The organism is Microbulbifer maximicatervae (SeqCode) (assembly GCF_052467825.1).
Genome location: NZ_CP174327.1, coordinates 3991263 through 4016734 on the forward strand (window position 1 = coordinate 3991263; position 25472 = coordinate 4016734).

Genomic DNA, 25472 nt, shown 5'->3' on the forward strand with positions numbered 1-25472 from the left:
CTGAAAGTGGTTAAGGCTAGCGTAGATATTATTTAAAATATCGCATCACCTTTTGATACCGGTACACGGCGTACCAAGTAAAAAATATCACTGAAATCCAAATCATAGTAATGATTTGGATTTCCAGTACCGACATATTGAACTCATCGATGACGGAGAAAAATTCAAATACGTCAGTGCAGATTAAAATAGGCAAATAGATACGCCAAGCATTTGGGAAGGCAATCCTTTTCGAGAAAGCCAATCCAAACAAAGCAACAAAAAATGCAATATAAACTAGCAGACTAAAAATCATCCACCAAATAGGAAGATCCCACTCATCGGCGGCGAAACCAAGATATTGGGAATAGACTTCCAGCGGGGCGAGAATAAAAAGGAGTACCTTCCAACCCACACTGGGTTTGCAGTGTGGAATAGAGTCTGTAAGAGGGCTATCTGGTGTCTGATACATATCCTGCATCTCGAAACGTCCTTATTATTTACCACTATTCCAGATAGGCACCAATTACCAATCCGAAAGTTACTTCTCGCCATTCCCTGAGCTAAATAGAGGTCATCATTACTTGCCAGTTAGACTCTCTGACTATCAAAATTTGAACAGCGAGGATATTGTCTGCAGTTTCAAAGTCAATAGTTGCTACATATAGTTTATCGATAGTGTGAGGCAGCTCATCGCATAAATGTGACAACTTAACCTGCTTTTTTGTAGTGTTAGCAAGGTAAAGCCATGATGTCAATCTTTAAGCTCTGAATGCCAAAGACTAAACGATTATCGGCAAACTACTTCTACATTTGGGCTGCAGTAATTAAAAGCCGGCAAGAATTGCTTATAAATGCACTAATCCATAGGATTGAAGTCGCTGACAGTTTTAAATTTCAAAGGCCAATAAAAGGGCAGAGCGTGCAAAATCCTTATCAAGCACCTGAGAGCGAACTCGACAATCGCCCTCCCGTCTATAGTCCTAGTGTAGGCTGGAAAATTGTCTTTTTTATCCTTCTACCACTGGAGCTGTATTCCCAATATACGGTTTTGACCGATGGCTCCACAGGCATCCCCTTTTGGTGGTTGGTAATCAGCTTGGTTGTTTCCACCCTTTTCTACGTCGTACTGTTTGGATTAGCGTTTGCCAAAAGAATAGGATTCGAACAACTTTGGATCTTTTTTATTCCAGTTATTGTGCTTATCGATATTTTTGAATTTTCTTTACTCGCCATCAACTTAAACAAACTCGGGGCAGGTGTAGCCCTTGTGATGGCAAGTACTGCGCCAATCATCTTGCTTAGATGGTATGTCGTATATAAGTATCAGAAGGTTATGAAATACTTTGCCTAAAGGATGTACCCCACCTCAATAAGTAGTCAGGGCTATAGCTTTTCTCTAAACTTTCTTCTTAGCATTTTGGCACTTTTGTCTTAGTGCAATTAGCCAGTACAGACCTAAAAATCAGTAGGTCACCAACTACTGCTCTTTCGGAGTCGGCTCTCGGCTATACGTGGAAATACTTAAACTGGCAGCGAATGACCTGAATTGTTTGATTCAGGCAATTCGCAGTGAAGGTTACCAGCTCTTTGGCCCGATACTGCATAACGGGGCTATTACCTATGGTGAGATTGAAACTTCCACAGATCTGCCCCAAGGATGGACGGATCAGCAAGAGGCGGGGCAATACCGGGTAGAGCGCCGCAATGACAAGGCTCATTTTGGCTACGCCGTTGGCCCCCACTCCTGGAAGCAGTTTCTTCAGCTGCCCCAGCGCCAGCTCTGGAGCGCTAGCCGCTCTGGAGAAGATGTTCAGATTCTGGAAATTGAAGAGCCTCCGGTCAAGTTAGCGTTTCTCGGTGTTCGCAGTTGCGAGCTACACGCCATTGCTATCCAGGACCGTGTCCTCGCACAGGGGGATTACGCCAACAGTAGCTATAAGGCACGTCGAGCACAGCTGTTCACTATCGCTGTGGAGTGCACAACAGCAGCAAAGACCTGCTTCTGTACCTCAATGAACACAGGCCCGCAGGTGCAACTGCCCAGTGATCTGGTAATCACCGAAGTTCTGACCTCCGATACTCACTTCTTCCTGATACGCTGCGGCAGCCCTCAAGGCAACCGAGTGTTAAAGCAACTACCCACTGTTGATGCCTCAGAAAAGGAGAAACAAGAGGGGCAAGCTGCCGTTCAGCAAGCCGAAAATCAAGTGAGTAACGGTAGCCGCAGCTTTGACAGCTCTGACCTGAAGACACTGCTTTATCGCAATTATGACAACCCAAACTGGGATAAAGTCGCGGAGCGCTGCCTCTCCTGCGCCAATTGCACTATGGCTTGCCCCACGTGCTTCTGCTCAACCGTTGAGGACACAACAGATTTAACCGGAAATGAAGCACAGCGCTGGGAGCGTTGGGATTCCTGCTTTACGGCTGAATTGAGCTATTTGTCTGGCGGCCCGGTAAGAGCGGATACCCGCAGCCGCTACCGGCAGTGGATGACTCACAAACTTGCCACTTGGTATGACCAATTTGACAGCTCTGGCTGTGTCGGCTGTGGACGTTGTATTACCTGGTGTCCCGTAGGCATCGATATCACGGAAGAGATACAGAATATTCGCGCCCAGGAACAAAAATGAAAGTTGTCACCACCTTACTCAAGGAGCACCCTTTCTTTACCGGGCTGGCAGACAAGGACCTGGCATTCCTCTCCGGGTGTACAAGCAATAGTCACTATAAGGAAGGCGAATACCTTGCCAGGGAAAACACTCCGGCTAACCATTTCTTCTTAATTCGATCTGGACGTGTCGCCGTAGAAACCTTTGTCCCCAACTATGGGCCCCTTTGCCTGATGACACTGCATGGTGGAGATATATTCGGCTGGTCCTGGCTGTATCCTCCCTACTTGAGTGCCTTCGATGCCCGGGCCCTGACCTCAGTTCGCAGCCTTAAACTCGGCGGGCAGTGCCTCCGAGATAAGTGCGAAAAAGAACCGAGACTCGGTTTCGAATTGATGAAACGGTTTACCAAAGTTGCTACAGAACGACTGCAGGCAGCACGAATACAATTGTTGGACCTTTACGGGCCACATCCGTCACAGGGAATCCCTCGCTGTGATCCCTGAATTATGGCGTGTTACCCATCGACGCGAAGAATTTCCTGGCACTGTCACTCTATCCCTGACACGAGAGGCTAGGGGCCCATCACCCATTCAGCCCGGGCAATTCAATATGCTTTATGCCTTTGGTGCCGGGGAGGCTGCTATCTCCTTAAGTGGCCCCAGCACGTCATCGGCTGACCCACTTACCCATACGATTAAAGGCCAGGGGCTTGCTACCCAAGCGCTTTGCAAACTGGAAGTTGGAACGCAACTGGGCATCCGGGGACCATTCGGGCAGGGGTGGCCAACTCACCTGGCGGCAAATCGTCCCTTAGTGATTATCGCCGGCGGACTCGGGCTAGCGCCTTTACGACCCCTGATCTACAGCTTTCTTAACGGGCACTTGCCGGCCAGGAGCCTACAAGTTTTCTATGGGGCTCGTCGCCCCGAAGAAATACTTTACCGGCCAGAGCTTGGTCACTGGCGCAGCTCATTTGAACTGGTGACATCTGTGGACCACGCCAGCACAGACTGGAACGGGCATATTGGTGTGATTACCGACCCTCTGCGTGTCACTCATTTGGAGTGCAATGATGCTTTAGTGTTTGTGTGTGGACCGGAGATCATGATGCGCTTTTGCATACAGGTTCTTCTCCATAAAGGTGTGGATGAATCCAATATCTATCTATCCATGGAGCGCAACATGAAGTGTGCCATTGGAATCTGCGGCCACTGCCAGTGGGGACCTAACTTTGTTTGTAAAGATGGCCCTGTCTTTTGCTACCGGGATATTCGCTCATGGTTTCAAATCAACAGCCTATAGCGAGTAGTAATCCTCCCCCCAAACTTGCAGTCTGGAAGTTCACCTCCTGTGATGGCTGCCAACTGAGCCTGTTGGATTGCGAGGATGAGCTTCTTTCTTTGGCAGCCCAGGTAGATATCGCCTATTTCCTGGAAGCTTCCAGTGAGGTGAAAGAGGGTCCTTTTGATATCTCTCTCGTCGAAGGCTCCATTACCACGCCAGCAGATGAAGAGAGAATCCTAGAGGTCAGACGTCAGTCCCGCTTTCTAATCAGTATTGGCGCCTGTGCAACAGCTGGAGGGATTCAGGCACTTCGCAACTTTGCCGATGTGCAGGAGTTCACCGATGTGGTCTATGCCCACCCGGAATATATCGCCACTCTTAAGGAATCCACACCAATATCGGGGAGGGTAGCAGTGGACTTTGAATTACAGGGGTGTCCGATCAACAAGCATCAATTGCTTGAAGTAATCAGTGCATTCCTGCACCGGCGAGCCCCCCAGGTTGCCAATCACTCGGTGTGTATTGACTGTAAATTACGCGGCAATGTTTGCATCTGGGTTGCCCATGGCACCCCCTGTATGGGGCCTGTTACACACGCGGGATGTGGCGCTATTTGCCCCAGTTACAACCGCGGTTGCTACGCTTGCTACGGTCCCAAGGAAAATCCCAACACCGAATCACTTTGCCATTGGTGGGATGAAAAACTAAATGTAGAAAATACTTTAATTGTTGAAAACCTTAGGAATTTCAATCCACTAGCGTCTTCTTTTAAAGTGCAAAGTGAGGATAGGCAAGAAGATGGGGAGCGTTAATCCCCCCCAAACATTGGTGATAAATCTGCCCCCAGGTGAGCTTTATGGCGGATCGCAGCAAAACGATTAAGGTAGATTATCTCGCTCGGGTCGAAGGGGAGGGAGCCCTCCATATCGACTATGACGATAGCGGTGTACAAAATGTACAGCTCAAGATTTTTGAGCCCCCAAGGTTCTTCGAAGCCCTTCTCAGAGGGCGCGATTACTTGGAAGCCCCAGATATCACCGCACGCATATGTGGGATCTGCCCGGTGGCCTACCAGATGAGTGCTGTGCATGCCATGGAGGATGCCCTGGACCTAAAGCCCTGCGGCGCTTTGCGCATGCTTCGTCGATTGCTCTACTGCGGTGAATGGATCGAGAGCCATATGCTGCATATCAGCATGCTCCATGCACCGGATTTCCTCGGCTACCCCAATGCAGTCGCAATGGCTAAGGATCATCCAGAGGTTGTTAAGAACGCGCTGGAGATTAAAAAGGCGGGCAATGCCCTGGTTCGCCTTATTGGTGGCAGGGAAGTACACCCGATTAATGTGAGGGTAGGGGGTTTCTACAAGGTTCCGGAAGCTCGTGAACTCACAGCCTTGGTAGTGCAGCTAGAAATGGCCCGGGATCTCACCGAGCGACTGGTGCGCTGGTCCGCAGCTTTGCCTTTCCCCAGCTACGAATGGCGAAGGGATAATCACTACGAATTTGTCGCTCTAACGCACCCGTCAGAATACCCAATGAACGAGGGCAGGATTACCTCCAGTGCGGGACTCAATATTAGCGCCCAAGACTATGAGAACCACTTTGAAGAAGAGCACGTCGCTCATAGCACCGCGCTGCACTGTACTTTACGGGAGCGGGGTGCCTATCTGGTGGGCCCCATCGCACGCTACAACCTTAATCGCGAAAAGCTGTCGCCTCGAGCATTGCAATTAGCGGAGGAGATCAAATTTACCGCCCCCTGTTTAAATCCCTTCCAAAGCATCCTCGTTAGGAGCCTGGAGGTACTACATGCCTTTGAAGAAGCTCTGCATATTATTGATAGATACCAACCCCCAACCGAGCCTCATTTAAAGACCGAGCCGAGAACCGCAAGCGGCTGTGCAGCCACCGAAGCACCCCGTGGGCTTCTGTATCATCGCTATGGCATTGATGAGAAAGGCAAGATTACGACGGCAAAAATTGTCGCTCCCACCTCACAAAACCAGAAGACCATCGAAGATGACCTCCGCTTGATGTTGCCGAGCTTTATGCACTTTCCTGAGGATAAATTACAGGGGCTATGTGAACGGGCGATAAGGAATTACGACCCCTGCATTTCCTGCTCCACTCACTTCCTACAGCTACATTTGAATTATGGGCAAGCGCAAAGTAAGCAATCCATGGTTAATGGTAAGCCTGGGGAACCCCCTGCGCGGTGATGATGGAGTAGGGCCACATATCATCGCTCGACTTCGCCAAAAACTTGGAGGGGCGGTGGAATTCCTCGAAAGCGGCGGCGATATTTTACATTTGCTCACGCAATGGAAAGGTCGATGGGTTTGCCTTGTAGACGCCATGGTAAGCGATCAGCACCCTATCGGGGAGGTTGTCACCATTGATGGACTTGGCAACGCTCTTGCTCCATCGATGTGCAATACATCAAGCCATGGATTTGGGCTGACCGAAGCGCTGACCATGGGAAAGCATATTGATTCGCTGCCGGCACATCTGGATGTTTTTGCGATCAACTCAGAAAGTCTGGCAAAAGGGCAGGGCTTATCACCCAAAGTGGCCAGTGCAGCACATCGAGCAGAGCAAATGATTATCGCGCACCTAACGCTATACAGCGGAGACCACTATGCACGAACAAAATCTCATCAAAAACCTGATCGATAAAATCCAGGAACTGGCCTCTGATGAACCCGGCAGGCCGATCGGCGTTCGCTTACGCTTGGGTGCCCTGGCGCATATGTCTGCAGCGCATCTGAGGGAGCATTTTGACAGGGAGATACTCGGGACTTCTCTCGAGGGGATTAAGCTGGAAATTGATGAGCTTAAGGATATTAATCACAAGGAAGCCCAGGATGTAATCCTGGAGAGCTTAAAGTTTGAGGAGACTGATGGCCACTGAACGCCGCCGGATTGAAATCGCCGGATTGGTGCAGGGAGTAGGATTCCGGCCCTTTATCTATCGCCTGGCCGATAGCTTTCAATTGAAAGGCTGGGTGGCCAACTACAGCGGCGGCCTGAGAATTGAAGTCCAGGGCAAAAGCCGGGAAATCGAAAAGTTTATCGATAAGTTATCTTCAGAGAAGCCACCCTACAGTCGCATCACTCACATTGAATCCTACCCGGTGGCTCTTCAAGCAGAATACGGTTTTCGAATTTTACCCAGTGTCCGTGATGCCAGTAGTTCAACCATCGTTTTACCAGATCTGGCTCCCTGTGATGATTGCCTCAGGGAATTATCAGACCCCAACAATCGCCGCTACGACTACCCATTTATCAGCTGTACTCTTTGCGGCCCCCGCTACAGCATCATTTACAAACTGCCCTACGATCGTGTCAACACCTCCATGCACCACTTCCCTTTGTGCGGAAAATGCTCGGGGGAGTACCGGGACCCCCTCAATCGGCGCTTTCATGCAGAGCCCAATGCCTGCCCCCAGTGCGGCCCTCAATTGCTTTTCTGTAATACTGCCGGCGTTACAATTGCGAAGATGAGTCGGGCACTATCCAAAGCCCTTGATGCCCTTGCCCAGGGGAAAATTATTGCCCTTAAAGGGGTAGGCGGCTTTCAACTGTTAGCCGACGCCTCCAATGGTAAGGCGCTCGCCAACTTGCGCCAGCGCAAACAACGTCCGCATAAGCCGTTCGCGCTTCTATATGACGAGCTGAAAAGTGTCTGCCAGGATTGCTGCGTCTCGGAGCAAGAGGCGCAACTACTATCGACCCGAGAAAGACCGATTGTTCTACTGGAAGCGAAGGATGACAGTCACTCCAGGATACATCCGCTGGTCGCTCCAAATCTTGCCGACTTGGGGGTGATGCTGCCTGCATCACCTTTACATTACTTGCTCGCCCAAAAGTATCGAGCCCCTCTTGTCGCTACTAGCGGTAATCTCGCAGAAGAGCCTATTTGTACAGAAAATGATGAGGCGTTTGAGCGCTTGGGTAAAATCGCTGACTACTTCCTGGTTCACAATCGCCGAATTTTGCGCCCACTGGATGACTCTGTACTCAGGGTGGTCAATAACCGTCCGCTGATGTTGCGTCGAGCCCGGGGCTACGCGCCACTTCCCATTACCTTGCCTAGCCCAGGCCAAAAGGGCGAAAGTGAACGAGAGAGCTTCCTGGCCCTGGGGGCGGACCTGAAAAACACAGTTGCACTGTCTCACGCCGGGTGGGCTTATCCCAGCCAACATATTGGCGACTTAGGTAGTGCCAACACCCTGAAGCACTTCAACCAAACTATTGGCGATCTCACCAAACTACAGCAGTGCCGCCCGAAAAAATTAATCCACGACCTCCATCCAGGCTATACCTCTCACCGCTGGGCTATGAAGCAAAGAGCTGTGCGTATTGGCGTTCAGCACCATATTGCCCATCTATTCTCCTGCATGGCAGAACACGCTCACTCAGGACCTGCACTGGGAATCTGCTGGGATGGAACTGGTTACGACCGCAGTGGCATTGTTCGCGGTGGAGAATTCTTTCACTGGAATGGACAGTCTCCAGTCAAACACATCGCCAGCTTTCGTACATTCCCGCTGCCAGGCGGTGAAAAGGCCGTGCGGGAGCCCAGACGCTCTGCGGCCGGACTTTTGTATGAAATCTCCGGGTTTGTCGCCCTGGAAAATCGACAATTAAAGCGCTGCTTCACCCGTGGCGAGCGTCAAAACCTGGTCACCATGCTAAAAGGTGAGATTAACAGTCCACCATGTAGCTCTGTCGGCCGCCTTTTCGATGCGGTATCCGCACTCCTGGGACTGACTACGCATACCAGCTTTGAAGGGCAGGCAGCCATGGCTCTAGAACAGTGTGCCCGTGGCGTCAGCTCTAAAGACAGCTACCCCTTTAGCCTTGTTCAAAAAGGGGACCTGCTGGAACTGGATTGGACACCCTGTATTAGTGCTTTGATCTACGATGAAAACCGATCACTGCCACAAAGGGCCGCTGCATTTCACAACACACTCGCGCAGATGGCGCTGGCAGTAGCAACGCAACAAGGTGAAAAGAATATCTTTCTGTCCGGCGGTGTATTCCAGAACAAGCGGCTTACCGAAACCGTCACTGCTCTTCTGGAAAGTCAGGGCTTTTCCGTTCACAGCCACAGTGAGGTCCCCCCAAATGATGGCGGAATATCGCTGGGCCAGATCCACTACGCACAATGTATGGATGCTGCTGGGCAATCATTGGGAGAGGAGAGTTCCTAGTGTGCCTGGGAGTTCCCGGAAGAATCGAATTAATAGAGCAAGAATCAGCCATGGAGCGCACTGGAAAAGTTTCCTTCGGCGGTATCAGTAAAGCTGTAAATTTATCACTGGTACCCGAGGCTGAAGTAGGAGACTACGTGATCGTTCATGCTGGAGTCGCGATCAGCAAGTTGAGAGCAAAAGAAGCAAATAAGGTTTTCGAGTACCTCAAAACATTGGGTTGAGTCAGCCTGTAATGAAATACCTCAAGGAATACCGCAACGGCGAGAACATCAAGCTAATTGCGGCAGAGATTCAGAAAGTCACTACTCGCCCATGGACTCTAATGGAGATCTGTGGAGGGCAAACCCATGCCATCGCAAAATATAACTTGCAGCAATTACTGCCTGAGGAGATTCAATTAGTACACGGACCCGGTTGCCCGGTTTGTGTCACACCTCAGGAAATCATCGATAGAGCTATTGCGATTGCTGCAATGCCGAATGTTATCTTCTGCTCCTTTGGCGACATGTTGCGAGTCCCCGGTTCAGATCGAGATTTACTAGAGGTCAAAGCTGCCGGAGGCGATGTCCGTATTGTTTACTCGCCGCTGCAAGCGCTCAATGTGGCAGAGCAGAACCCCACCAAGCAGGTCGTATTCTTTGCAGTGGGTTTTGAAACGACTGCTACCGCCAATGCCCTGGCGCTGTCCCTCGCCAAGCAAAAGCAAATCGACAACTTTTACGCATTGATATCCCAGTTTTTGGTTACACCGGCGATTCAATCGATATGTGCCCGTGAAGACTGCCGGATTCAAGGTTTCCTAGCTGCCGGTCACGTCTGTGCAATAACCGGATATCGTCAGTACCGCAGTTTGGTGAAAAAACACCAGATTCCAATAGTGATTACAGGCTTTGAACCCCTGGATATTCTTGAAGGCGTACTCCGGTGTGTCCGTCAATTAGAAAATGGTCGCTGTGAAGTAGAAAACCAATATCAACGCGCGGTTACTAAAACAGGTAATACCGTTGCCCAGGACTTGATTAAAGAGGTTTTTAAAGTAGCAACACAACAGTGGCGCGGTATAGGTGAAATTCCTGCTAGCGGTCTGGTATTGAGCGACGATTACTCAGGGTTCAATGCAGAACAAACATTCAATCTTCCAGCATTGAGCATTTCTGAAAACAGGGGATGTATCAGTGGGGATATTATGCTGGGGCTAAAGAAGCCCGGGGATTGCCCTCACTTCGCTAAGACCTGCCAACCCCAGCAACCGCTGGGGGCGCCAATGGTTTCCACTGAAGGCGCTTGCGCGGCCTACTATCGCTACCAGAACCAGGTGGAATCGAATGAATCTGCAGTGTCCAATTCCACCAACCGCTGACGAGGTCGTACGCCTTGGCCATGGTAGCGGTGGGGAGATGACCCAACGCTTGATAGATCAATATATTCAACCTGTCTTCTCTAATCCCTGGCTATCCCAGGCCCATGACAGTGCAACACTTCCATGGAAACCGGATCAGCTCGTATTTACCACCGACTCCTTTGTAATCTCACCGCTTTTCTTTCCCGGAGGAAACATCGGTGAGCTCGCCGTTTATGGCACCGTCAACGATTTGGCGATGGCAGGCGCGGAACCCAAGTTTCTAAGCTGCGGCTTGATTCTCGAAGAGGGATTACCCCTGGAAACTCTTCAACGGGTTCTGATCTCGATGGCTGAGGCTGCCCGGAACTCAGGAATTACCTTAGTCACCGGCGATACCAAAGTGGTAGAGAAAGGGAAGGGGGATGGGCTCTATATCAATACCAGTGGCATCGGTACCCTGATAAGAGAACAACCCATTGATCCCAACCGTATTTGCCAAGGTGACTCTATTATCCTGTCCGGCGATCTCGGCCGCCATGGCATAGCGGTGATGGCCAGCCGAGAGGGACTCGAGTTTGAAAGTGATCTCCTCAGCGATTGTGCGCCACTGAATGGTGTAGTTGCACAAATGATCAATGCCGGAATTGAAGTTCATTGTCTGCGAGATCTCACACGAGGTGGGCTAGCCACCGCATTGGTGGAGCTAGCGGAAAACTGCGGACGGACCTTTGTCTTGGAGGAGAGCAAGATACCTGTTTGTGATGCCGTGCAGGGCGCTTGTGAGCTACTGGGGCTAGACCCACTCTATGTAGCGAATGAGGGGCGTTTTGTGTCTTTTGTCCCCGAAGCAGGTGTTAAGTTGGCACTTTCCATTCTTCGAAAAGCAACCGCATATAGCAGCTTTGCGGTTATTGGTACTGTTGGGGGAGGAAGTAGCTCCCAGGTTATTTTAAAAAACAATTTGGGATGTGATCGGTTATTGCAGCGTTTACCTGGGGAGCAGTTGCCAAGGATTTGCTAGCCAGAAGCCTCAAAAGCACAATTTACGTACAGTTTTTGAGCATATAGAATCAATGCATAAAAGCTCTAACTATCACTGAGTACTTCATGACAATCTCTACATCCTTAGCTCTGTTCATTTCAATGCTAGTTCTAGCACTGATACCTGGGCCGGGAGTATTAGCTGTTGTTTCCCGGTCAGTGACACTCGGCTTGCGCCAGGGGTTAATTACAGTAGTGGGAATTGTTGTAGGTGATTATTTCTTTATTTTGTTAGCTCTGCTTGGCTTAGCAATGCTAGCCGAAACCTTGGGGAGCTTATTCATCGTTATTAAATATGCTGGAGCAGCCTATCTTATCTGGCTGGGAGTGAATCTCTTTCTCTCAGCAAAGAAAAGACAAGTCGACCAAAACCAAATAGCAACAAGCCACTCCCATAGCAGCTTTTCAAGTTTTCTACTGGGCTTAGTCACCACGCTGGGTAACCCGAAAGCTATTCTTTTCTACGTAAGCTTCTTTCCAGCCTTCCTCGATCTAACTCGCGTTGCTTCTTTGGACATTGCAATTATATTTGCAATTGCAACGCTAGCCGTAGGCAGTGTGATGGCCGGTTATGCGTACCTTGCCTGCAAGGCACGGTCAACAGTCAGTCAATCAGGAAAGACCCCGGCTTTAAAATACGGCTCCGGGGCTTTACTTATAGGAAGTGGTGTTTTTATTGCGGCAAAAAGTTAGTGCCTCCACAAGGTGCAGAAGTAATAGACCTAAGGAGCCTCTGAGTAACTCCGTAATGCCTCTGCGGGTCTTGAAGGCTGCAGATGTTAGGCGCAGCTCGCCGCGAATGGCCGTAGCCCTTTGCAAGAGCTGCAACGCAGCAGCTGTGGCCTTCAAGGCCCGCCCTTCGGGGCTTGCAGAGCGATTCACACTCCGCGTTGCGACTTCTTGAAAGGTCTAGACATTCCTGCGAAGCCGCGCCTTGATTGTGAACCGCTCTGCATGCCAGAGGTATCACGGAGTTACTCAGAGGCTCCCTAATTACTGCTCTCTGTTAGTTAGTCAAAGGAGGACGACCGTTTTACTTAACTCCAAAGCTACTCACTCATATCAGCCTGCTAATGCTACTTTTAGTGCCTTCCTGATTATTTTTGCATCATCCAGCGCTCGATGAACTGTGAATTTGTCAGAGTCCTCCAGCTTTTCGCGCTCATTAATGAATGCTCTTAGGTGATTTTCAGAGCCACCTATTAGCTCCTGAATATCCCTTAGTTCAAACTCCTGATGAATACCAGTATCAGAAAAAAGGGCATTGCACCAAAAACTGTCCCAGTGCAGGGCATCGCAATAGACAACCTGACCTGAAAGAAACCTGTTTAGGCTATAAGCCACTATAGCTGGATCTATACCCTCGGATTCCAGCTTTGACCGGGAAATGTTATGTATTGATTCAGCACCATCGGACCAATAAGACCAGTGTGGCACTGGTTTTATTAGCGCTTGGTATTCCACTGTTTCAGAGCAGAGGCCAACTTCTATAGGGTAACTCTGCTTGGATAAGCCACTGGCTTCGAAGTCAATAATCCACACGGTAAGAACGATAAGATATGGAAGAAAGGTAAAAGAACTTAGCACCTCTCCCTTGCCACCTTCCAGTCTGTCTGCATTTTCAAGCCAATTGAACAAACATGTATCTTAAGATAGACTACAACTGATAATGATTATTATTTGTGACTTAAATTTAAACCCGGTAGATCGCTAAATACAAAGCTTCCCAGTATTGAAGGCAATATTTGCAACTACGAAACTCCATTTCTGTAAAGAATAAGCGCAATGTTCAAAAAATCCGCGACCTCTAAGCAAAGAAGGCTGGAAAACTTCAATGTCTAACCTGGTGGCTTTCCTACTTACTTATTTGGCTGTACTACTTATTTTTGTAACCAGACATAAAGATCTACAGCTCAGTAGTTTTAAGCGCTTACAAAGAATTACCTGGTGGGTGCTTCCGGTGAGTTCAATTCCTTATGGATTCCTATATGGTTGGGAGGTAGGGATACCCATCTGGCTTTGTGTCGCGATGTTCTGCGCTTTATTACAAGCACTGCTCGCCCCAATCAAACCTAATTGGCTGCTTCGCCATTTTCCGCTGTCAGTAGTGGGCTTGTTGGTATTAGAGCAGGCTCTTCTGACTATCGGATAACTCTATGGCTGCTTCAATAAAAATCAGTTGGCAACAGGTCGCCCTGACCATTGTGCTGAGCATTATCTTGATGTTTTCCAGCACAGTGATGTTGTCGATTTACTGGCCGTCCGCCGAGCCAACAGAACGGATGGCAGCGGGATCTATGTTATCGACACTTTTATGGGTCGGGTATATGAGTATGGGGTTACTCGCCGCCTCCACTTGGCGCGCAGCGGCATACCTATTATCCCTGTTGCTGGTCATGCTCGGACTAAGCGCTCTTTCTTTTTTATAATTTTCGGTCTAGCCAACTTAAATGCAACAGCGTAGCAATATCCTTTTTTACGAAATTCACTCCTGGATTGGGGTGTTATTTTCTATTCTGCTATTCGTAATTTCCTTTTCCGGCGTGGTCGCACTATTTGGCCATGAGCTGACCCAATGGGAACGCCCCGAGCATCGTATTGCCTTCGATGCTGAAGCGCCTGTGGATGTAGATCAACTGGTCGCTCCGGTGCTCGCTGAGGCAAATATCGGTGAGGACAGCTTTTTTATGATCTCAATGCCAGACTACTACCATCCTATGCTGGAAGTGCTCTGGACTGATGCTGAAAGCGAGGAAACCGAGGTACGCCATATAAACCCCAATACCGGTGAAGTGCTGCCGCCCAGCGGCTCTGATTTCGCTGAGCTATTGACGTATATGCACACTGATCTACTGTTTCCCAGGCCTTTTGGACGCTACCTGGTTGGACTGATGGGCTTGGTGATGCTGCTCTCCATATTAAGTGGCATCATCATTCACAAGAAAATCTTTAAAGAGATGTTTAAATTCCGCGTGGATCGCAGCAGGCGGCTCAAATGGACAGACCTGCACAAAGTATTAGGGGTCTGGCCGCTACCGTTCCATATAGTGATTGCTTTTACCGGCGCAATACTTGGCCTGAATGGCATTATGATCCAGGTTGCTGCATTTTCTGCTTTTGAAGGTAATGTGGAAGCTGCAGTCGCCTCGGTAGTGGGGGAACATCCTGAGATAACTGGCGAGCCTTTGGAATCCAGTAGCTATAACCAAATACTGCTGCGCTACCAGGACCAAGTGCCTAATGCGAAACCCAAAGCCATTTATGTGGAGGCCTACGGGGATCGCAATCAGGTTGTCCAAGTCTCGGGCCAAACAAACGAGGCGCTGGTGCGCTTTGTTGATGTCAAATACCGCAGTGAAGATGGCGAAGTAGTTAACATCAATAACCCCGTGCAGGACTCAGGTCCGTTTATGCGGGTGTATTTTTCACTGACTCCACTTCACTACGCACTCTACGGTGGCTTCCTGATAAAAGCCCTGTACTTTGTATTGGGATTGGCATTGTGTTTGATGATGGTAACGGGCACCGTTATCTGGCAGGTTCGCAAGGCACAGAGGCAAAAGCTCCCCTCTGGTGATATTAATACCCGAGGTTCCGGCTGGTTCCTCAGTTTGCTCACGGTAGGGGTTTGTGCCGGTTTGGTTGTCGCCACCGCGGCCACTTTCTATGCCAATAAGCTGTTACCTCCCGGTGGTGGTGGCGATCAGCGCTTTCACTGGATTGAAATGGTGTATCTCTCTGTATGGGGAGTGGCCATAGCCTGGGCGATGTTGCGCCGCCAGATAAAACCCGCATTAGCAGATCTCTCACTTTGTGCAGGCTTGCTGCTGTGCGGCATCCCGCTGCTGAATGCGCTGGTAACTGGAAATGGTCTGCTGATCCCCTGGAAGTCCGTCACTTTGCCAGTGGTCTTCACTGACTTGGGCGCCCTGGTAATGGGGGTCATTTGCCTCTATTCGAGCAGATATATCTATAGACAGGTATCCCAGTCAAAGCAGTCTGCAGATATACCCCAAGCTGTTGCCGCCCAATAACGGGCTATTTCCTGCGAGATGGCGAATGCCATCTCGTAAACTCTATAGAATCTGTACAGCACTGGAATAGGGCGCTGCAACCTATCCCAACTACACACTTTACCTTCCACTCAATTACTCTCGAAGAGAGTGGTATTTGCTTTCAAGCATTCAGAGGACGCTACTTTTTTCACAACTTATATATGAGATGAGTGTGTCGTTGGGCTGGATAAACCTAGAACATTCTTGCCCCCTCCCGAACCGAGATTTTCCCTAACTCCCGTCACCAGGTATGGAAATATCAAAACCATTTAAAATGGCAGAGACCTGATGATAGCCAGCCACGAGAAAGACTAGTTCGGCGGCACCCTCGTTACCGAAAGCAGTCACGGCCATCTCCCAAGTAGCCTTTGGCAGGCGGCCTCCAGCTGCAAGTGATGCGGCGACATCATAAGCAGCGGCTTCCTCAAAAGTTAGGTCTATCGGACGCTGGCCTGCTGCGATAGTGGCAATTTTGCTCCTTGCCAACTCACTTTTCTCACCAATAACCGTATGGGAGTACAGCTCATAACCCGCTTTAAAATGAGCTGCGGTGATTAGAATCGCAACCTCCCGAGCGGTCTTAGGAAGCGTGGGTTTGTCTGCAATAGCCTTGATATTGTCCCACCAGGGCTTTCCAAACCTGGGATATTGCAGTGCTGGTGCCCAGGGCCCTAGTAAAGCGCCATCCTTGCGCTTCTTGATGAAACCTGTGAAATACCCCTTCATCTCATTACTCATATCTTCGTAAAGGGGTTTCTGTTCTTCGCTGAGTTCTTCAGGTGGGATGGCAGGGATACGCAACTGACACCTCTCTTGTCCAATTGGCGATTCAGATTTATCACACACAAAGATTCTAGCCCGACAGAACGCAAGATTCGGGATGCCTGTTTGAAGAGTTGCATTCAACAGCAGATTAACTGCCGAACTTTGGCTCAGGAAGCCCCTGAACTCCAAGCCCGTGAACGGCTAAGATACAGCCCGGTTGAGGATGTCGAGCCAGTTCCTCTTTAGTGAGGAATGACTGCTGAGATGTGACAAACAGTGTCTCATAATTATTACCGCCAAAAGCGATGCAGGTAGGGCTGCGAATCGGCAGGTCGATCTCTCTATCAAGCCTTCCTTTGGGATCTACTCGCAAGATTTTGCCCCCAAGATTCAACGCAAACCAGTAAAACCCCTCCGAATCTACCGTTGCACCGTCGACAATTCCTGGTTGTCGGTCTTCTATGGAAAAGAAAGGGCGCCGGTTGCTAATCCGGCCGTCAATGATATCCAGATCGAATACGTAAACCATATGTCCAAAGGTATCCCCGAAGTACATTCGCGTATCTTCAGGGTCAAAAGCAATGCCGTTGGCTACAACAAAGCGAAAATCCTTATCGGCCTTTCGGTAGGTTAGATCGGGTTCCAAACAATAGAGATAGGAAGATTTGTCTTTAAAACGCACATCCATACTACCGCACCAGAAACGCCCATAGCGGTCCACTTTGCCATCATTCAAACGACTGTGGGGCCTACCGGGTTCAGGATTAACGATTGTATCGACACGCCTGTTTTCCAAGTCGATCGCAAAGAATCCGGAGCATCCACCTCCGATCATTCCGCCTCCACGGCGGAAGCCAAAGGAGCCTATTTGTTCAGGCATCTCCCAGGTCTTGCGTTCGCCTGTTTCGATATTGAAACTTCTTATGGATGGAGGCCGGGCATCAGCGGGGTCAGGTTCGGGGTTAACGTGATCAGCCCAATAAATAGACTTGTCTTCCGCTGACCAAATCGGTGTCTCGCCCAATCCATCATTGCACTCCCATAGACACTCGATTTCTACCACCGTAAATCCTCCAATATGAAAAGTGCGCATTCAGCAGATGAAGGGAGCGAGTACCTATTGAGTCGTAAGGCTAATTTTGTGATTCCAAGTTAAGAAGGCCGAATAAGAATACCCGGCCCGTAAAAACCAATATGGCTTGGCTTACCACTAAAAGACCATCAAAAACTGAAAGTCCACTCGGGAATCCAATTCAAAGCCCAGGCTTCCATTACTTTATCAAGCCCACTCAAGACCAGTACCCCGAGTAGTAATAGTATAAGACCTAGTACTGTTTTGCCTCCAATCGCGAAAGCCCCAACTGATGGTGACAGTCGAGTATAAATCTGCCTCGATAACCCCCCAGCCACTAAAAGCGCTGCACCGGTACCTAGTCCGAAAGCAAACATCACCATAAATGACTGCCCCAATTGCTGGCCCATGGAAGCCAGTGCTATAGCGGCTCCCAGGGTAGGGCCAACACATGGCAGCCAGATGATTCCGGTAAGGAAGCCAATACCAAACTGCCCAGCCCAAGCTCCATCACCGGTAATGCTCGCCCCTGCGGTGATTTTTGATAAACGTAAGGTCAGCCAATCGGAAAGTGGTTTGATCAACAAGACAAGTGCAACCGCCACTAACATTATCGCGGCAATATAGCGGAAGAGTTCTGGGTCTAATCCTAAGGAGACCAATAGAAAGCTCAGCACAGTACCTGCCAATGCAAATGACAGGCTGAGTCCAATCGCCAACGCGTACGGCCCCCAGCGCCCGGCACTATTAGAAGCACCGACAACCATTGGCACCAACGGCCAAACGCAGGGAGAGAGAATACTGAGAGTACCCGCGATCAAAGCCAGGGGGATGGCGCTAAGCTCAAGCATTGTCAGTGCAAGCCTTAACTGAATCGAAGATATTCTGCTGAATTACATCGGCACGAGTTTCGGCAACACTGAACCACACTTGTTGCTCCCCATTAAACAGTAGTAGCGTTGATTGCCGAGGAGCGCGGAAGTGCTTAACCCACTTTTTCTGGGAGTCGAAATCCACATTCAGGATCGTAAGGCCACACTGGGCATTGTCCCTCTGAAACTGCGCCAGAATCTCGCCCTGCTTTTTACAGGTTGGGCACCAATCTGCTCTCACATCGATCAAAATGGATCGTTTGGCGGCTTGTAACTCCTTGAATCGTTCTTCGGAAAATGGCTCTGATGCTAGAGCGAATGGCATAGAAAAAACTAATGTAGCGGCGATCAAGGTGCGAAGAGCTAAGCGGATAAATTTCATACAATCCATATCCTTAGTGGCAGGGTATAAGCCCTAATTTGAAGACAATCTGTTTAGATACCCATCTTGGTCGTACTGGAGTGCAAATTCTTACAGTAAGGCTACGAGGATTTGTTCGACTAGGAACCCTGGGCCGACTCTCTGTGTGTTCAGGAGCGAAGAAGGCTAGGCATCGAGATGGAGAAGGGTGATGGCCTCACTGTCATAAAGTAACAACCAGTTGAAGCTGGAGCCTCCAAAGAACTTATAAGATCTGTGGGAGTCCTACCTGTTATCGCACTAATCACAGAGTTTTTCGGAAAAGGATTTTGGCCAGGTCTATTGAGATATGGTCTACGAAGTAGATGGATTTTAATACGGCGACACCTTCACTCTCCAACATCAAAACCACCCAAAATTGGCGCTTTGCAGTCTCAGTACTTATTGCTATTGGAACCCATATAGCACTGATAGTTGTTCCAGTATCAATCGCTCCAGGTCCAACTCCTAGGACCAACACGTCGCTAGAAGTCAATTTACTGGCCCCATTTACTCCTATGCCTTCTACGTCTCCGCCAACTGCTAAAGAACCGAGCACAGTATCAAAGCAGGATACCGCTCCGACAGATGCAGTAACCGTTACTAGCCCGCCAATACCTGATAGTTTGAATAAGGTGAAGCCAGCCAAAATAGAAGAGCCACCACCCAAATTGGAAGGAGCATTAGAGGCAAGGCCCCATTCCGGGGAATTCCCAACTGCGCCAAGGTCAGGGCGACAACCGACTGTATTCAATCCCGCTCTTGAGAGAAAAATAGCCAGGGAACGCAACAAAGTCCGTCGATATCAGCCTACAGAAAACAGATACCAGACCTCGACAGGAACCTTTGTTCAAGTTGGAGACCGCTGTTTTGATGTTAAAGAGCTACCTGCTACAAATACAGATAGTGATCTAAACCCATGGTTTGGTGCGAAGTGTCCAGATAATTCCAGATCACAAGCAGAAATCGATCGATTGGCTGAGAAATATGGGATTCCATGAAGCTGCTGGAGTAACTTTTTATAAATGAAAGGGTACCCAACCTTCACCAGTTGTCTTGAAACATGTAGTTATCAACTCAACTGGTGAAAGTCTTACACCTTTACTTTCTTCCCTAAACGGTTAGTGAGCCTTACCGCCTGAACGTTCAAATCCAGCGTAAGGGTGGTATAGAGTTGATTGCAGGCCTGAGTGACGCTCCCGAAGATCTTGTGGCATATCTCCCAGGTGGACTAAGCGAGTCGGTTCAGCAGCCGCTATCCAACGATCGGCAAAGTTGTCCCACGAGTCAATATGCTTATGAGCGGATTTGGAATCCTTGAAATGCTCATAGATAAGCACGTTTCCATCATCGGTTACGTAATACTGGTAGTTCAGGGTTCCACCTTCTTTCTTAGTTGCTGCGACCATCTCATTCACAACAGCTTTGAACTCCGCTTCATGTCCCTTTCTTATCTTTCCCTCGATAATCCAACCTACGTTGTTAAACATGCTTGCTACCTCACTACCGAAAGTATCGTTTAACCATATACACCGGAATAGCTTAGAGTACTACCCACGGCGCTTAAGTGGTGTGTTGAATTGTAGATGGTTTTTGGGGAAGCACATTCAATCACGGGTATGAAGAAAATCTAATAAGCTAAAGCAGACTACAGGCTTCTGGTCAGAACGTGACAGTCAACTAAGTAGCACTACAATATATCGAGCTTACCTGGTAACTGTGTATTGCCCATGGCTTATTCTGGATAACCTAAAGTTAATAGTATATTTATGACCGTGAACAAGTGAGCGGGTAGGGTCAATTACAACTTATTCAGATTAAGAAAGATAATGGATAACCCCTTTGCTAATCTCATACACAATATATTCTAATTTCACTTGGCTCAAAATCTGGCAGCCACACTAACTAATTCGAATTAAGGCTGTAATAGAGATACTATGACAAAGCCAATAACTACAAAACTCGGAAATTGTCTTGTCAGTATCTTCAGAGGAATTAGCCAGGTCATCCTACAAAGAAACGCCTTGAGTGGCTTTCTATTCATACTCGGAGTAACAGTTAACTCTATTACCATGGCTATAGGGGTCGCAATTGGGGTTATCACCGCAACTGCCTGTGCAAATATCCTTAATTATCCCGTAAAACAAATTGAGGATGGACTATTTGGATACAATGGAGCATTGATCGGTGTAGTCATATTCTTATTATATGCTCCATCCCTAATGACTTTTTTATTGATTGTCGGTGGAAGTGCTTTAACAGTCTTAATCATGCGCTTTATGCTGCTTCACTTTATCCTTCCGCCTTATACTGCACCCTACATTCTGGTGATATGGGCTATATGGATATTGGCTCCAGCACTAGATCTAGCGCCAACTGCAGCATTCATTAACGAAAACACCTCAACCTGGGGGATATTCGAAGGTATTGGTCAAATTATCTTTCAGAACAATGCCATTACAGGTATTTGTTTTTTAATTGGGATTTTTATCTCGAATAAATCTCATGCGTGTTGGAGTATTATTGGTGGAATGCTGGCCACATCACTGGCCATGTTCCTGGCCTTATCACCCATATTAATTCTTGCCGGGCTCTTCGGTTACAATGCATCTTTGAGCGCTATTGCATTATCAAATGGTCGTAAGCGATGGCTAGCCCCAATTGCAGGGAGCATATTAACCGTTCCAATCGCAATGGCTTTTATGAGCGCTGATATTATTGTATTAACCGCACCATTTGTTATCGCTAGCTGGATTATATTGTTGATCCAAAGAAAACTTACATTAACTCATTAATCCAGCCCATTAGAGAAAACACTAGCTCGTGATAGATTCGGTAAGTACAGCTTCCATTTGGCAAATTGATTGAGTCCAACTGGCTTTTGCCAGTTTTGCGTAGTCAGTGTTGAGAAGCGTATGTGTCAGAGTAACGATGGTACCAAGCTCACTGCCCCTGAAAACAACTTCGACCAAAGATGCATTCTCTTGCGGCTCGGTACTGTTTGGCAGATTAAGATTGCAATGCTCGTGGACTTCAAAAACTAATCGCTTTGGCCTGTCAACGCTGCGATACACACCAGACATAATGCAGGAACTGCCGTTTGGAGCAGTCATCTCAAAAGCAAAGCACCCACCAACCTTGGCGGTGAGGTTGAGTACACGTGTCGTGAAATCGTCAGGCCCCCACCATTTTTCAACCATGTTGGGTATGATCCAGGCATCAAAGACCTTCTCTGGCACTGCCCGGACTGTATAAGAGATCGGTTCGGTTCGAACATCCTTTTGATATGTAAAATCGATCACTGTTGCACCTTATTCTTTTAAGTAAGGGGGTTCCAGCAGCCTGTTAACACTGAAACATTTTATCTTTGCCCTATAACACCATTTAATCGACTCCACCTGATTCTATGATCATAGTAGGGAGCCAAACCAACGCTTGCAGACGCTCTAGAGCATATCCATTATCGTTGAGGCGGCAAGGCTAATCGAATGATTGAATGAGCGGTTTCCAAGCAACCTTAAGCTGCTTTTAATACGTAGCTACACCCAGTAGCCATTGCCTAACAATTTTTCACCGATATACTTATTCAAATGGAAGAAAATCACGACAACCTGAATACTGTTTTCCAAGCTCTGGCTGATCCAACACGACGCGCTGTCATTCAGCATTTGATAAGCGGACCAGCGTCGGTCACCGAGCTCGCAGAACCATTTGAGATGGCACTCCCTTCGTTCATGAAGCATATTGGTGTGCTGGAGGATGCGGGCTTGATTCGCTCCAAGAAAACCGGTCGCGTGCGAACCTGTGAGATAAAACCCAAGCAACTGACAGCGGCACAAAAATGGATCAATACACAAACGGCCATATGGGAAAGCCGGATGGCTCGGATGGCGAGCTATGTCGAAACGCTTGATGCAGAAGAGCAGGATGACTTAGTACAAAAGGGGTAGATGCCCCAACAATACGGATCCCATAGGCATAAGCCAATTTCTCGCCCTCCATCCCACCTAGAGTTGAAGTTTTAACCGCACGGAGCCATTCGCCGGTTATCCATTGACCTAACAATTACTGTTAACTATAGTTATCCAAAAAGCTAACTATCGTTATTTTTTGCACTCGGCTGTTCACGCTTTGCAAACATCGCAGAGGGATTCGCATGAGCCAAGATTTATCCCACGACACCATATCGATCAGTAGAAGGATCAAAGCACCGAGAGAGCGGGTATTTTCCGCATGGGAAGACCCGCAAGCCCGCTCGATATGGGGGCCTCCCTCTGAAGATGAAACAATTGAATTTCTCGAAAATGACTTTCGCGAAGGAGGCATTGACATACATCAATGCGGTCAAAGTAGCGATCTGCGATTCAGGGTTGAAACACACTATTACGAAATCAGAAGGCCACATCGGCTTCTGTTCACCGAACGTGTAACTACGGATGGCTCTCCACTGAGTATCTCTTTGATTAGCGTGGAGATCGGCAATAGTGAAAGCGTGACAGAACTCAAGGTAACGATACAAATCGCCTCCCTGGTCGGCTCGGGAATAATCGAGGGAACTCGCAATGGGTGGCAGCGCGCTCTTTCTAATCTGACTGCATACATGGAAGCAAGAAAAGTAGAAGCCGAATAGAGAAGGGCAATATTGCTTCTCTTCGGGCTTCAATAGCCATTGAGTAACAGTCCAAATACAACCCGCAGCATCATTTGGGCCAATAGAACCAACAGGGAAGAACTTGTGCGGAAAATAATTGTAAACACGTTTATTAGCCTGGATGGTGTGATGCAGGCCCCTGGCGGCCCTGAAGAGGACTCTTCAGGGGGCTTTGAGCTTGGTGGATGGGTAGCTTCCTATTTTGATGAAGGTGTTGGTGAATTCATGGGCAATGTGTTCGCAGCGCCATTTGAGTTACTACTTGGCCATCGGACTCACAATATTTTCGCTGCACATTGGCCAAAAGTTGCTGCTGACCCTCCGCCTGAGGGTGTTGATGAAAGTGAAATCCAGCTGGCCAAAAAAATCGACGGTACAACGCGATACGTGGCTTCTCGCACGAAACCTGAGTTTACCTGGGAAGGCAGCGAGTGGCTGGGGGATGACCCAATCTCGAGGCTTCGTGTAATCAAGGCTAGCAATGGCCCTGATTTGTTGGTTCCAGGCAGTGCTGACTTTATTCAAACTCTACTCAAAGCGGACCTAATTGATCAGTTCAAATTACTGATTTTTCCTTTGGTCCTGGGTAACGGGAAACGTCTTTTCGGTTCAGGTGTGATCCCTACAGCGTTCCATGTACAGCAAGCCATGACGACAGATAGCGGTGTAATTTGTGTGACCTATGTTCGAGGCGGAAGTATCACGACTGGAGATTTCTCCCTGCAACGAGAATAGGGCCGGCAGTCTCAGCGCAATTTGGGATAGATAAGCAGAGATAGGAACTCGAAAGTTATGGAGCCCGTCACTGACTTGGTATTCAAGGGAAGCTGCGCACATTATGCCGATACGTTCGGCAGTAAGATCAGATCTGGAACGCCCACCAGATGTCCCGACATAACTATCAATGCCAGAGCCTTTCAGCAGAGTAAATATTCGACCCGTTCAAATCCCAGGGAGATATCAAAATGACAGAAATCGTTACCTGTCTTTGGTTCGACTACGGCGAAGCAAAGAAAGCGGCGGAATTCTATGCAGCAACTTTTCCTAACAGCCATGTCGACCGCGTTAATGCGGCCGCTGCCGACTACCCCGGCGGCAATGAGGGCAGTGAGCTAACCGTTGAATTGACTGTCCTTGGGCGCAAGTTTATAGGTCTGAATGGCGGTCCAAATCTAACTCCGAATGAATCAGTTAGTTTCATGGTTATCACCGAAAACCAGGAGGAAACTGACCGTTACTGGAATGCGATTGTGGATAACGGTGGGCAAGAGAACGCCTGCGGTTGGTGTAAGGATCGCTGGGGTCATTCGTGGCAAATTACGCCAAAACTGCTACTCGATCTTACAACGAACCCCGACCGTAACAAGGCAAAACGCGCCTTTACCGCGATGATGACCATGAGAAAGATCGATATTGCGACAATTCAAGCTGCTACAAATTCGGTTTGAAGTAACAGAGAGATATCGCGAAAGAGTATTTAAACTACGCATGGCCAAACCGCCTCAGAAACCCAGAGCTACTAGCGCAAGTCCCTAACAAACTGAGTGACACTGCCCTCATCAAGCTCAGTCCCAACAGACAATGCAAGAGACAAATATATGAGGATCAGATTGTGAGACGGTTAGTGGTTTGGAATGTGATGTCATTGGACGGCTGCTTTGAAGGCACCACCCCATGGTCATTGGACCATCACGCAACAGTGTGGGGCGACGAATTAGAAGCCTTCTCTCTTCGACAGGGTGATGAAATCGGCACCTTGCTATTCGGATGTCGCACCTATAAAGGGATGGCCGATTATTGGCAAAACGAAACAGGGGCGATTGCGGACATGATGAACTCGCTTGAAAAAGCCGTCATCTCTCGCACGCTAGAAACCGCCAATTGGTCAAATACTTGTCTACTGAAAGGCGAGGCGGCCGAACATGTTCGCGCGCTGAAAAAAGAGACCGGGAAGAGGGATATCTTCGTATTTGGTAGTTCGAATCTTGTAGCTACTCTGCTCAGAGAAGGTCTAGTAGAAGAGTACCGGATATGCCTAGCACCTATCGTACTAGGAGCTGGCTCACCTCTCTTCAAATCTGACGGTATCCAGAAAAATTTTGAGCTGATGCGGGCAGATACCCTTGAAACGGGCGGAGTAGTCCTTCGCTACAAGTGTCTATAAAAGGGCGG

General features: G+C 48.6%; 31 protein-coding genes. 22 read left to right on the top strand and 9 right to left on the bottom strand.

Going from position 1 to position 25472, the window contains the following annotated elements; all coding sequences use genetic code 11:
• Positions 1-28: 28 nt before the first annotated feature.
• Positions 29-460 carry a hypothetical protein gene (locus ACJJII_RS17825; RefSeq protein ID WP_444917160.1) on the bottom strand — a complete coding sequence of 144 codons (432 nt, stop codon included), beginning with the start codon at positions 458-460 and terminating at the stop codon, positions 29-31.
• A gap of 291 nt (positions 461-751) precedes the next feature.
• On the opposite strand from ACJJII_RS17825, the gene ACJJII_RS17830 reads away from it, so the two are divergent.
• The 13 genes from ACJJII_RS17830 to ACJJII_RS17890 all read left to right on the top strand — a co-directional run bounded on the left by ACJJII_RS17830 (position 752) and on the right by ACJJII_RS17890 (position 12178).
• Positions 752-1333, top strand: a complete 582-nt coding sequence (locus ACJJII_RS17830) for a hypothetical protein (protein WP_444917161.1) — start codon at positions 752-754, stop codon at positions 1331-1333.
• A 160-nt stretch (positions 1334-1493) separates the two neighbouring features.
• A complete protein-coding gene (locus ACJJII_RS17835; protein ID WP_444917162.1) occupies positions 1494-2615 on the top strand; it encodes a 4Fe-4S dicluster domain-containing protein in 1122 nt (373 codons plus the stop codon).
• Positions 2612-3100 (top strand): cyclic nucleotide-binding domain-containing protein, encoded by a 489-nt coding sequence (locus tag ACJJII_RS17840; RefSeq protein ID WP_282932825.1) that lies wholly within the window; start codon positions 2612-2614, stop codon positions 3098-3100. The genes ACJJII_RS17835 and ACJJII_RS17840 overlap by 4 nt, the downstream gene beginning before the upstream one ends.
• Positions 3090-3899: an FAD/NAD(P)-binding protein gene (locus ACJJII_RS17845; RefSeq protein ID WP_444917163.1), complete on the top strand. Its 810-nt coding sequence runs from the start codon at positions 3090-3092 to the stop codon at positions 3897-3899. Before ACJJII_RS17840 ends, ACJJII_RS17845 begins: the two co-directional genes overlap by 11 nt.
• Positions 3875-4693 (top strand): NADH-quinone oxidoreductase subunit B family protein, encoded by an 819-nt coding sequence (locus tag ACJJII_RS17850; protein ID WP_444917164.1) that lies wholly within the window; start codon positions 3875-3877, stop codon positions 4691-4693. The genes ACJJII_RS17845 and ACJJII_RS17850 overlap by 25 nt, the downstream gene beginning before the upstream one ends.
• Positions 4694-4737: 44 nt before the next feature.
• On the top strand, positions 4738-6102 hold the full coding sequence (locus ACJJII_RS17855) for a Ni/Fe hydrogenase subunit alpha (RefSeq protein WP_444917165.1): 1365 nt from the start codon (positions 4738-4740) through the stop codon (positions 6100-6102).
• Positions 6071-6559 carry a hydrogenase maturation protease gene (locus tag ACJJII_RS17860; RefSeq protein ID WP_444917166.1) on the top strand — a complete coding sequence of 163 codons (489 nt, stop codon included), beginning with the start codon at positions 6071-6073 and terminating at the stop codon, positions 6557-6559. The genes ACJJII_RS17855 and ACJJII_RS17860 overlap by 32 nt, the downstream gene beginning before the upstream one ends.
• Positions 6522-6794, top strand: coding sequence for a hydrogenase/urease maturation nickel metallochaperone HypA (locus ACJJII_RS17865; protein WP_282932830.1), 273 nt, complete (start codon positions 6522-6524; stop codon positions 6792-6794). The genes ACJJII_RS17860 and ACJJII_RS17865 overlap by 38 nt, the downstream gene beginning before the upstream one ends.
• The gene (hypF, locus tag ACJJII_RS17870; RefSeq protein ID WP_444917167.1) at positions 6784-9099 is read left to right on the top strand and encodes a carbamoyltransferase HypF; all 2316 of its coding nucleotides are present in this window, start codon (positions 6784-6786) and stop codon (positions 9097-9099) included. The genes ACJJII_RS17865 and hypF overlap by 11 nt, the downstream gene beginning before the upstream one ends.
• The gene (locus ACJJII_RS17875) at positions 9054-9323 is read left to right on the top strand and encodes a HypC/HybG/HupF family hydrogenase formation chaperone (RefSeq protein ID WP_444917168.1); all 270 of its coding nucleotides are present in this window, start codon (positions 9054-9056) and stop codon (positions 9321-9323) included. The genes hypF and ACJJII_RS17875 overlap by 46 nt, the downstream gene beginning before the upstream one ends.
• Positions 9324-9334: 11 nt before the next feature.
• Entirely contained in the window at positions 9335-10462 is a 1128-nt protein-coding gene (gene hypD, locus ACJJII_RS17880) for a hydrogenase formation protein HypD (RefSeq protein WP_444917169.1), read from the top strand.
• On the top strand, positions 10428-11465 hold the full coding sequence (gene hypE / locus ACJJII_RS17885) for a hydrogenase expression/formation protein HypE (RefSeq protein WP_444917170.1): 1038 nt from the start codon (positions 10428-10430) through the stop codon (positions 11463-11465). The genes hypD and hypE overlap by 35 nt, the downstream gene beginning before the upstream one ends.
• A gap of 86 nt (positions 11466-11551) precedes the next feature.
• Positions 11552-12178: a LysE family translocator gene (locus ACJJII_RS17890; RefSeq protein ID WP_444917171.1), complete on the top strand. Its 627-nt coding sequence runs from the start codon at positions 11552-11554 to the stop codon at positions 12176-12178.
• Positions 12179-12547: 369 nt separating this feature from the next.
• Here ACJJII_RS17890 and ACJJII_RS17895 read toward each other — a convergent pair whose 3' ends face one another.
• Positions 12548-13123 carry a hypothetical protein gene (locus tag ACJJII_RS17895; protein WP_444917172.1) on the bottom strand — a complete coding sequence of 192 codons (576 nt, stop codon included), beginning with the start codon at positions 13121-13123 and terminating at the stop codon, positions 12548-12550.
• Positions 13124-13319: 196 nt separating this feature from the next.
• Here ACJJII_RS17895 and ACJJII_RS17900 point away from each other — a divergent pair, with 196 nt between their 5' ends.
• The 3 genes from ACJJII_RS17900 to ACJJII_RS17910 are packed head-to-tail and all read left to right on the top strand — an operon-like array spanning position 13320 to position 15519.
• Positions 13320-13637, top strand: coding sequence for a hypothetical protein (locus tag ACJJII_RS17900; protein WP_444908275.1), 318 nt, complete (start codon positions 13320-13322; stop codon positions 13635-13637).
• A 4-nt stretch (positions 13638-13641) separates the two neighbouring features.
• Complete coding sequence (locus tag ACJJII_RS17905; RefSeq protein ID WP_108733205.1) at positions 13642-13914, top strand: hypothetical protein; 273 nt, start codon at positions 13642-13644, stop codon at positions 13912-13914.
• A gap of 21 nt (positions 13915-13935) precedes the next feature.
• The gene (locus tag ACJJII_RS17910; protein ID WP_444917173.1) at positions 13936-15519 is read left to right on the top strand and encodes a PepSY-associated TM helix domain-containing protein; all 1584 of its coding nucleotides are present in this window, start codon (positions 13936-13938) and stop codon (positions 15517-15519) included.
• 252 nt (positions 15520-15771) lie between these two features.
• Here the strand turns inward: ACJJII_RS17910 and ACJJII_RS17915 are convergent, their stop codons facing one another.
• The 6 genes from ACJJII_RS17915 to ACJJII_RS17940 form a co-directional block, all read right to left on the bottom strand.
• A complete protein-coding gene (locus tag ACJJII_RS17915; protein ID WP_444917174.1) occupies positions 15772-16386 on the bottom strand; it encodes a carboxymuconolactone decarboxylase family protein in 615 nt (204 codons plus the stop codon).
• 67 nt (positions 16387-16453) lie between these two features.
• Positions 16454-17368 carry an SMP-30/gluconolactonase/LRE family protein gene (locus tag ACJJII_RS17920; RefSeq protein ID WP_444917175.1) on the bottom strand — a complete coding sequence of 305 codons (915 nt, stop codon included), beginning with the start codon at positions 17366-17368 and terminating at the stop codon, positions 16454-16456.
• A 158-nt stretch (positions 17369-17526) separates the two neighbouring features.
• Entirely contained in the window at positions 17527-18228 is a 702-nt protein-coding gene (locus tag ACJJII_RS17925) for a cytochrome c biogenesis CcdA family protein (RefSeq protein ID WP_444908271.1), read from the bottom strand.
• Entirely contained in the window at positions 18221-18631 is a 411-nt protein-coding gene (locus ACJJII_RS17930) for a thioredoxin family protein (protein WP_444913085.1), read from the bottom strand. The genes ACJJII_RS17925 and ACJJII_RS17930 overlap by 8 nt, the downstream gene beginning before the upstream one ends.
• A 283-nt stretch (positions 18632-18914) precedes the next feature.
• Entirely contained in the window at positions 18915-19403 is a 489-nt protein-coding gene (locus ACJJII_RS17935; protein ID WP_444917176.1) for a hypothetical protein, read from the bottom strand.
• A gap of 367 nt (positions 19404-19770) precedes the next feature.
• Entirely contained in the window at positions 19771-20139 is a 369-nt protein-coding gene (locus tag ACJJII_RS17940) for a putative quinol monooxygenase (protein ID WP_108733199.1), read from the bottom strand.
• A gap of 447 nt (positions 20140-20586) precedes the next feature.
• Between ACJJII_RS17940 and ACJJII_RS17945 the strand changes: the two genes are divergently transcribed.
• Entirely contained in the window at positions 20587-21444 is an 858-nt protein-coding gene (locus tag ACJJII_RS17945; RefSeq protein ID WP_444917177.1) for an urea transporter, read from the top strand.
• A gap of 21 nt (positions 21445-21465) precedes the next feature.
• On the opposite strand, the gene ACJJII_RS17950 is transcribed toward ACJJII_RS17945, so the two are convergent.
• Positions 21466-21951 carry an SRPBCC family protein gene (locus ACJJII_RS17950; RefSeq protein ID WP_444917178.1) on the bottom strand — a complete coding sequence of 162 codons (486 nt, stop codon included), beginning with the start codon at positions 21949-21951 and terminating at the stop codon, positions 21466-21468.
• Between the two features lie 288 nt (positions 21952-22239).
• Here ACJJII_RS17950 and ACJJII_RS17955 point away from each other — a divergent pair, with 288 nt between their 5' ends.
• The 5 genes from ACJJII_RS17955 to ACJJII_RS17975 all read left to right on the top strand — a co-directional run bounded on the left by ACJJII_RS17955 (position 22240) and on the right by ACJJII_RS17975 (position 25464).
• Positions 22240-22599 carry an ArsR/SmtB family transcription factor gene (locus ACJJII_RS17955; protein WP_444913089.1) on the top strand — a complete coding sequence of 120 codons (360 nt, stop codon included), beginning with the start codon at positions 22240-22242 and terminating at the stop codon, positions 22597-22599.
• A gap of 206 nt (positions 22600-22805) precedes the next feature.
• Complete coding sequence (locus ACJJII_RS17960) at positions 22806-23279, top strand: SRPBCC family protein (protein ID WP_444917179.1); 474 nt, start codon at positions 22806-22808, stop codon at positions 23277-23279.
• 105 nt (positions 23280-23384) lie between these two features.
• Positions 23385-24035, top strand: coding sequence for a dihydrofolate reductase family protein (locus tag ACJJII_RS17965; protein ID WP_444917180.1), 651 nt, complete (start codon positions 23385-23387; stop codon positions 24033-24035).
• Between the two features lie 230 nt (positions 24036-24265).
• The gene (locus ACJJII_RS17970; protein ID WP_444917181.1) at positions 24266-24748 is read left to right on the top strand and encodes a VOC family protein; all 483 of its coding nucleotides are present in this window, start codon (positions 24266-24268) and stop codon (positions 24746-24748) included.
• Between the two features lie 164 nt (positions 24749-24912).
• Positions 24913-25464, top strand: a complete 552-nt coding sequence (locus tag ACJJII_RS17975; protein ID WP_444917182.1) for a dihydrofolate reductase family protein — start codon at positions 24913-24915, stop codon at positions 25462-25464.
• Positions 25465-25472: the final 8 nt, after the last annotated feature.

Bases quoted from the DNA above. Each gene is read 5' to 3' on its own strand.
- ACJJII_RS17825 (WP_444917160.1), bottom strand. From the start codon at position 460: ATGCAGGATATGTATCAGACACCAGATAGCCCTCTTACAGACTCTATT.
- ACJJII_RS17830 (WP_444917161.1), top strand. From the start codon at position 752: ATGCCAAAGACTAAACGATTATCGGCAAACTACTTCTACATTTGGGCT.
- ACJJII_RS17840 (WP_282932825.1), top strand. From the start codon at position 2,612: ATGAAAGTTGTCACCACCTTACTCAAGGAGCACCCTTTCTTTACCGGG.
- ACJJII_RS17850 (WP_444917164.1), top strand. From the start codon at position 3,875: ATGGTTTCAAATCAACAGCCTATAGCGAGTAGTAATCCTCCCCCCAAA.
- ACJJII_RS17855 (WP_444917165.1), top strand. From the start codon at position 4,738: ATGGCGGATCGCAGCAAAACGATTAAGGTAGATTATCTCGCTCGGGTC.
- ACJJII_RS17860 (WP_444917166.1), top strand. From the start codon at position 6,071: ATGGTAAGCCTGGGGAACCCCCTGCGCGGTGATGATGGAGTAGGGCCA.
- ACJJII_RS17865 (WP_282932830.1), top strand. From the start codon at position 6,522: ATGCACGAACAAAATCTCATCAAAAACCTGATCGATAAAATCCAGGAA.
- hypF (WP_444917167.1), top strand. From the start codon at position 6,784: ATGGCCACTGAACGCCGCCGGATTGAAATCGCCGGATTGGTGCAGGGA.
- ACJJII_RS17875 (WP_444917168.1), top strand. From the start codon at position 9,054: ATGTATGGATGCTGCTGGGCAATCATTGGGAGAGGAGAGTTCCTAGTG.
- hypD (WP_444917169.1), top strand. From the start codon at position 9,335: ATGAAATACCTCAAGGAATACCGCAACGGCGAGAACATCAAGCTAATT.
- hypE (WP_444917170.1), top strand. From the start codon at position 10,428: ATGAATCTGCAGTGTCCAATTCCACCAACCGCTGACGAGGTCGTACGC.
- ACJJII_RS17890 (WP_444917171.1), top strand. From the start codon at position 11,552: ATGACAATCTCTACATCCTTAGCTCTGTTCATTTCAATGCTAGTTCTA.
- ACJJII_RS17900 (WP_444908275.1), top strand. From the start codon at position 13,320: ATGTCTAACCTGGTGGCTTTCCTACTTACTTATTTGGCTGTACTACTT.
- ACJJII_RS17905 (WP_108733205.1), top strand. From the start codon at position 13,642: ATGGCTGCTTCAATAAAAATCAGTTGGCAACAGGTCGCCCTGACCATT.
- ACJJII_RS17910 (WP_444917173.1), top strand. From the start codon at position 13,936: ATGCAACAGCGTAGCAATATCCTTTTTTACGAAATTCACTCCTGGATT.
- ACJJII_RS17925 (WP_444908271.1), bottom strand. From the start codon at position 18,228: ATGCTTGAGCTTAGCGCCATCCCCCTGGCTTTGATCGCGGGTACTCTC.
- ACJJII_RS17930 (WP_444913085.1), bottom strand. From the start codon at position 18,631: ATGAAATTTATCCGCTTAGCTCTTCGCACCTTGATCGCCGCTACATTA.
- ACJJII_RS17940 (WP_108733199.1), bottom strand. From the start codon at position 20,139: ATGTTTAACAACGTAGGTTGGATTATCGAGGGAAAGATAAGAAAGGGA.
- ACJJII_RS17945 (WP_444917177.1), top strand. From the start codon at position 20,587: ATGACAAAGCCAATAACTACAAAACTCGGAAATTGTCTTGTCAGTATC.
- ACJJII_RS17955 (WP_444913089.1), top strand. From the start codon at position 22,240: ATGGAAGAAAATCACGACAACCTGAATACTGTTTTCCAAGCTCTGGCT.
- ACJJII_RS17960 (WP_444917179.1), top strand. From the start codon at position 22,806: ATGAGCCAAGATTTATCCCACGACACCATATCGATCAGTAGAAGGATC.
- ACJJII_RS17970 (WP_444917181.1), top strand. From the start codon at position 24,266: ATGACAGAAATCGTTACCTGTCTTTGGTTCGACTACGGCGAAGCAAAG.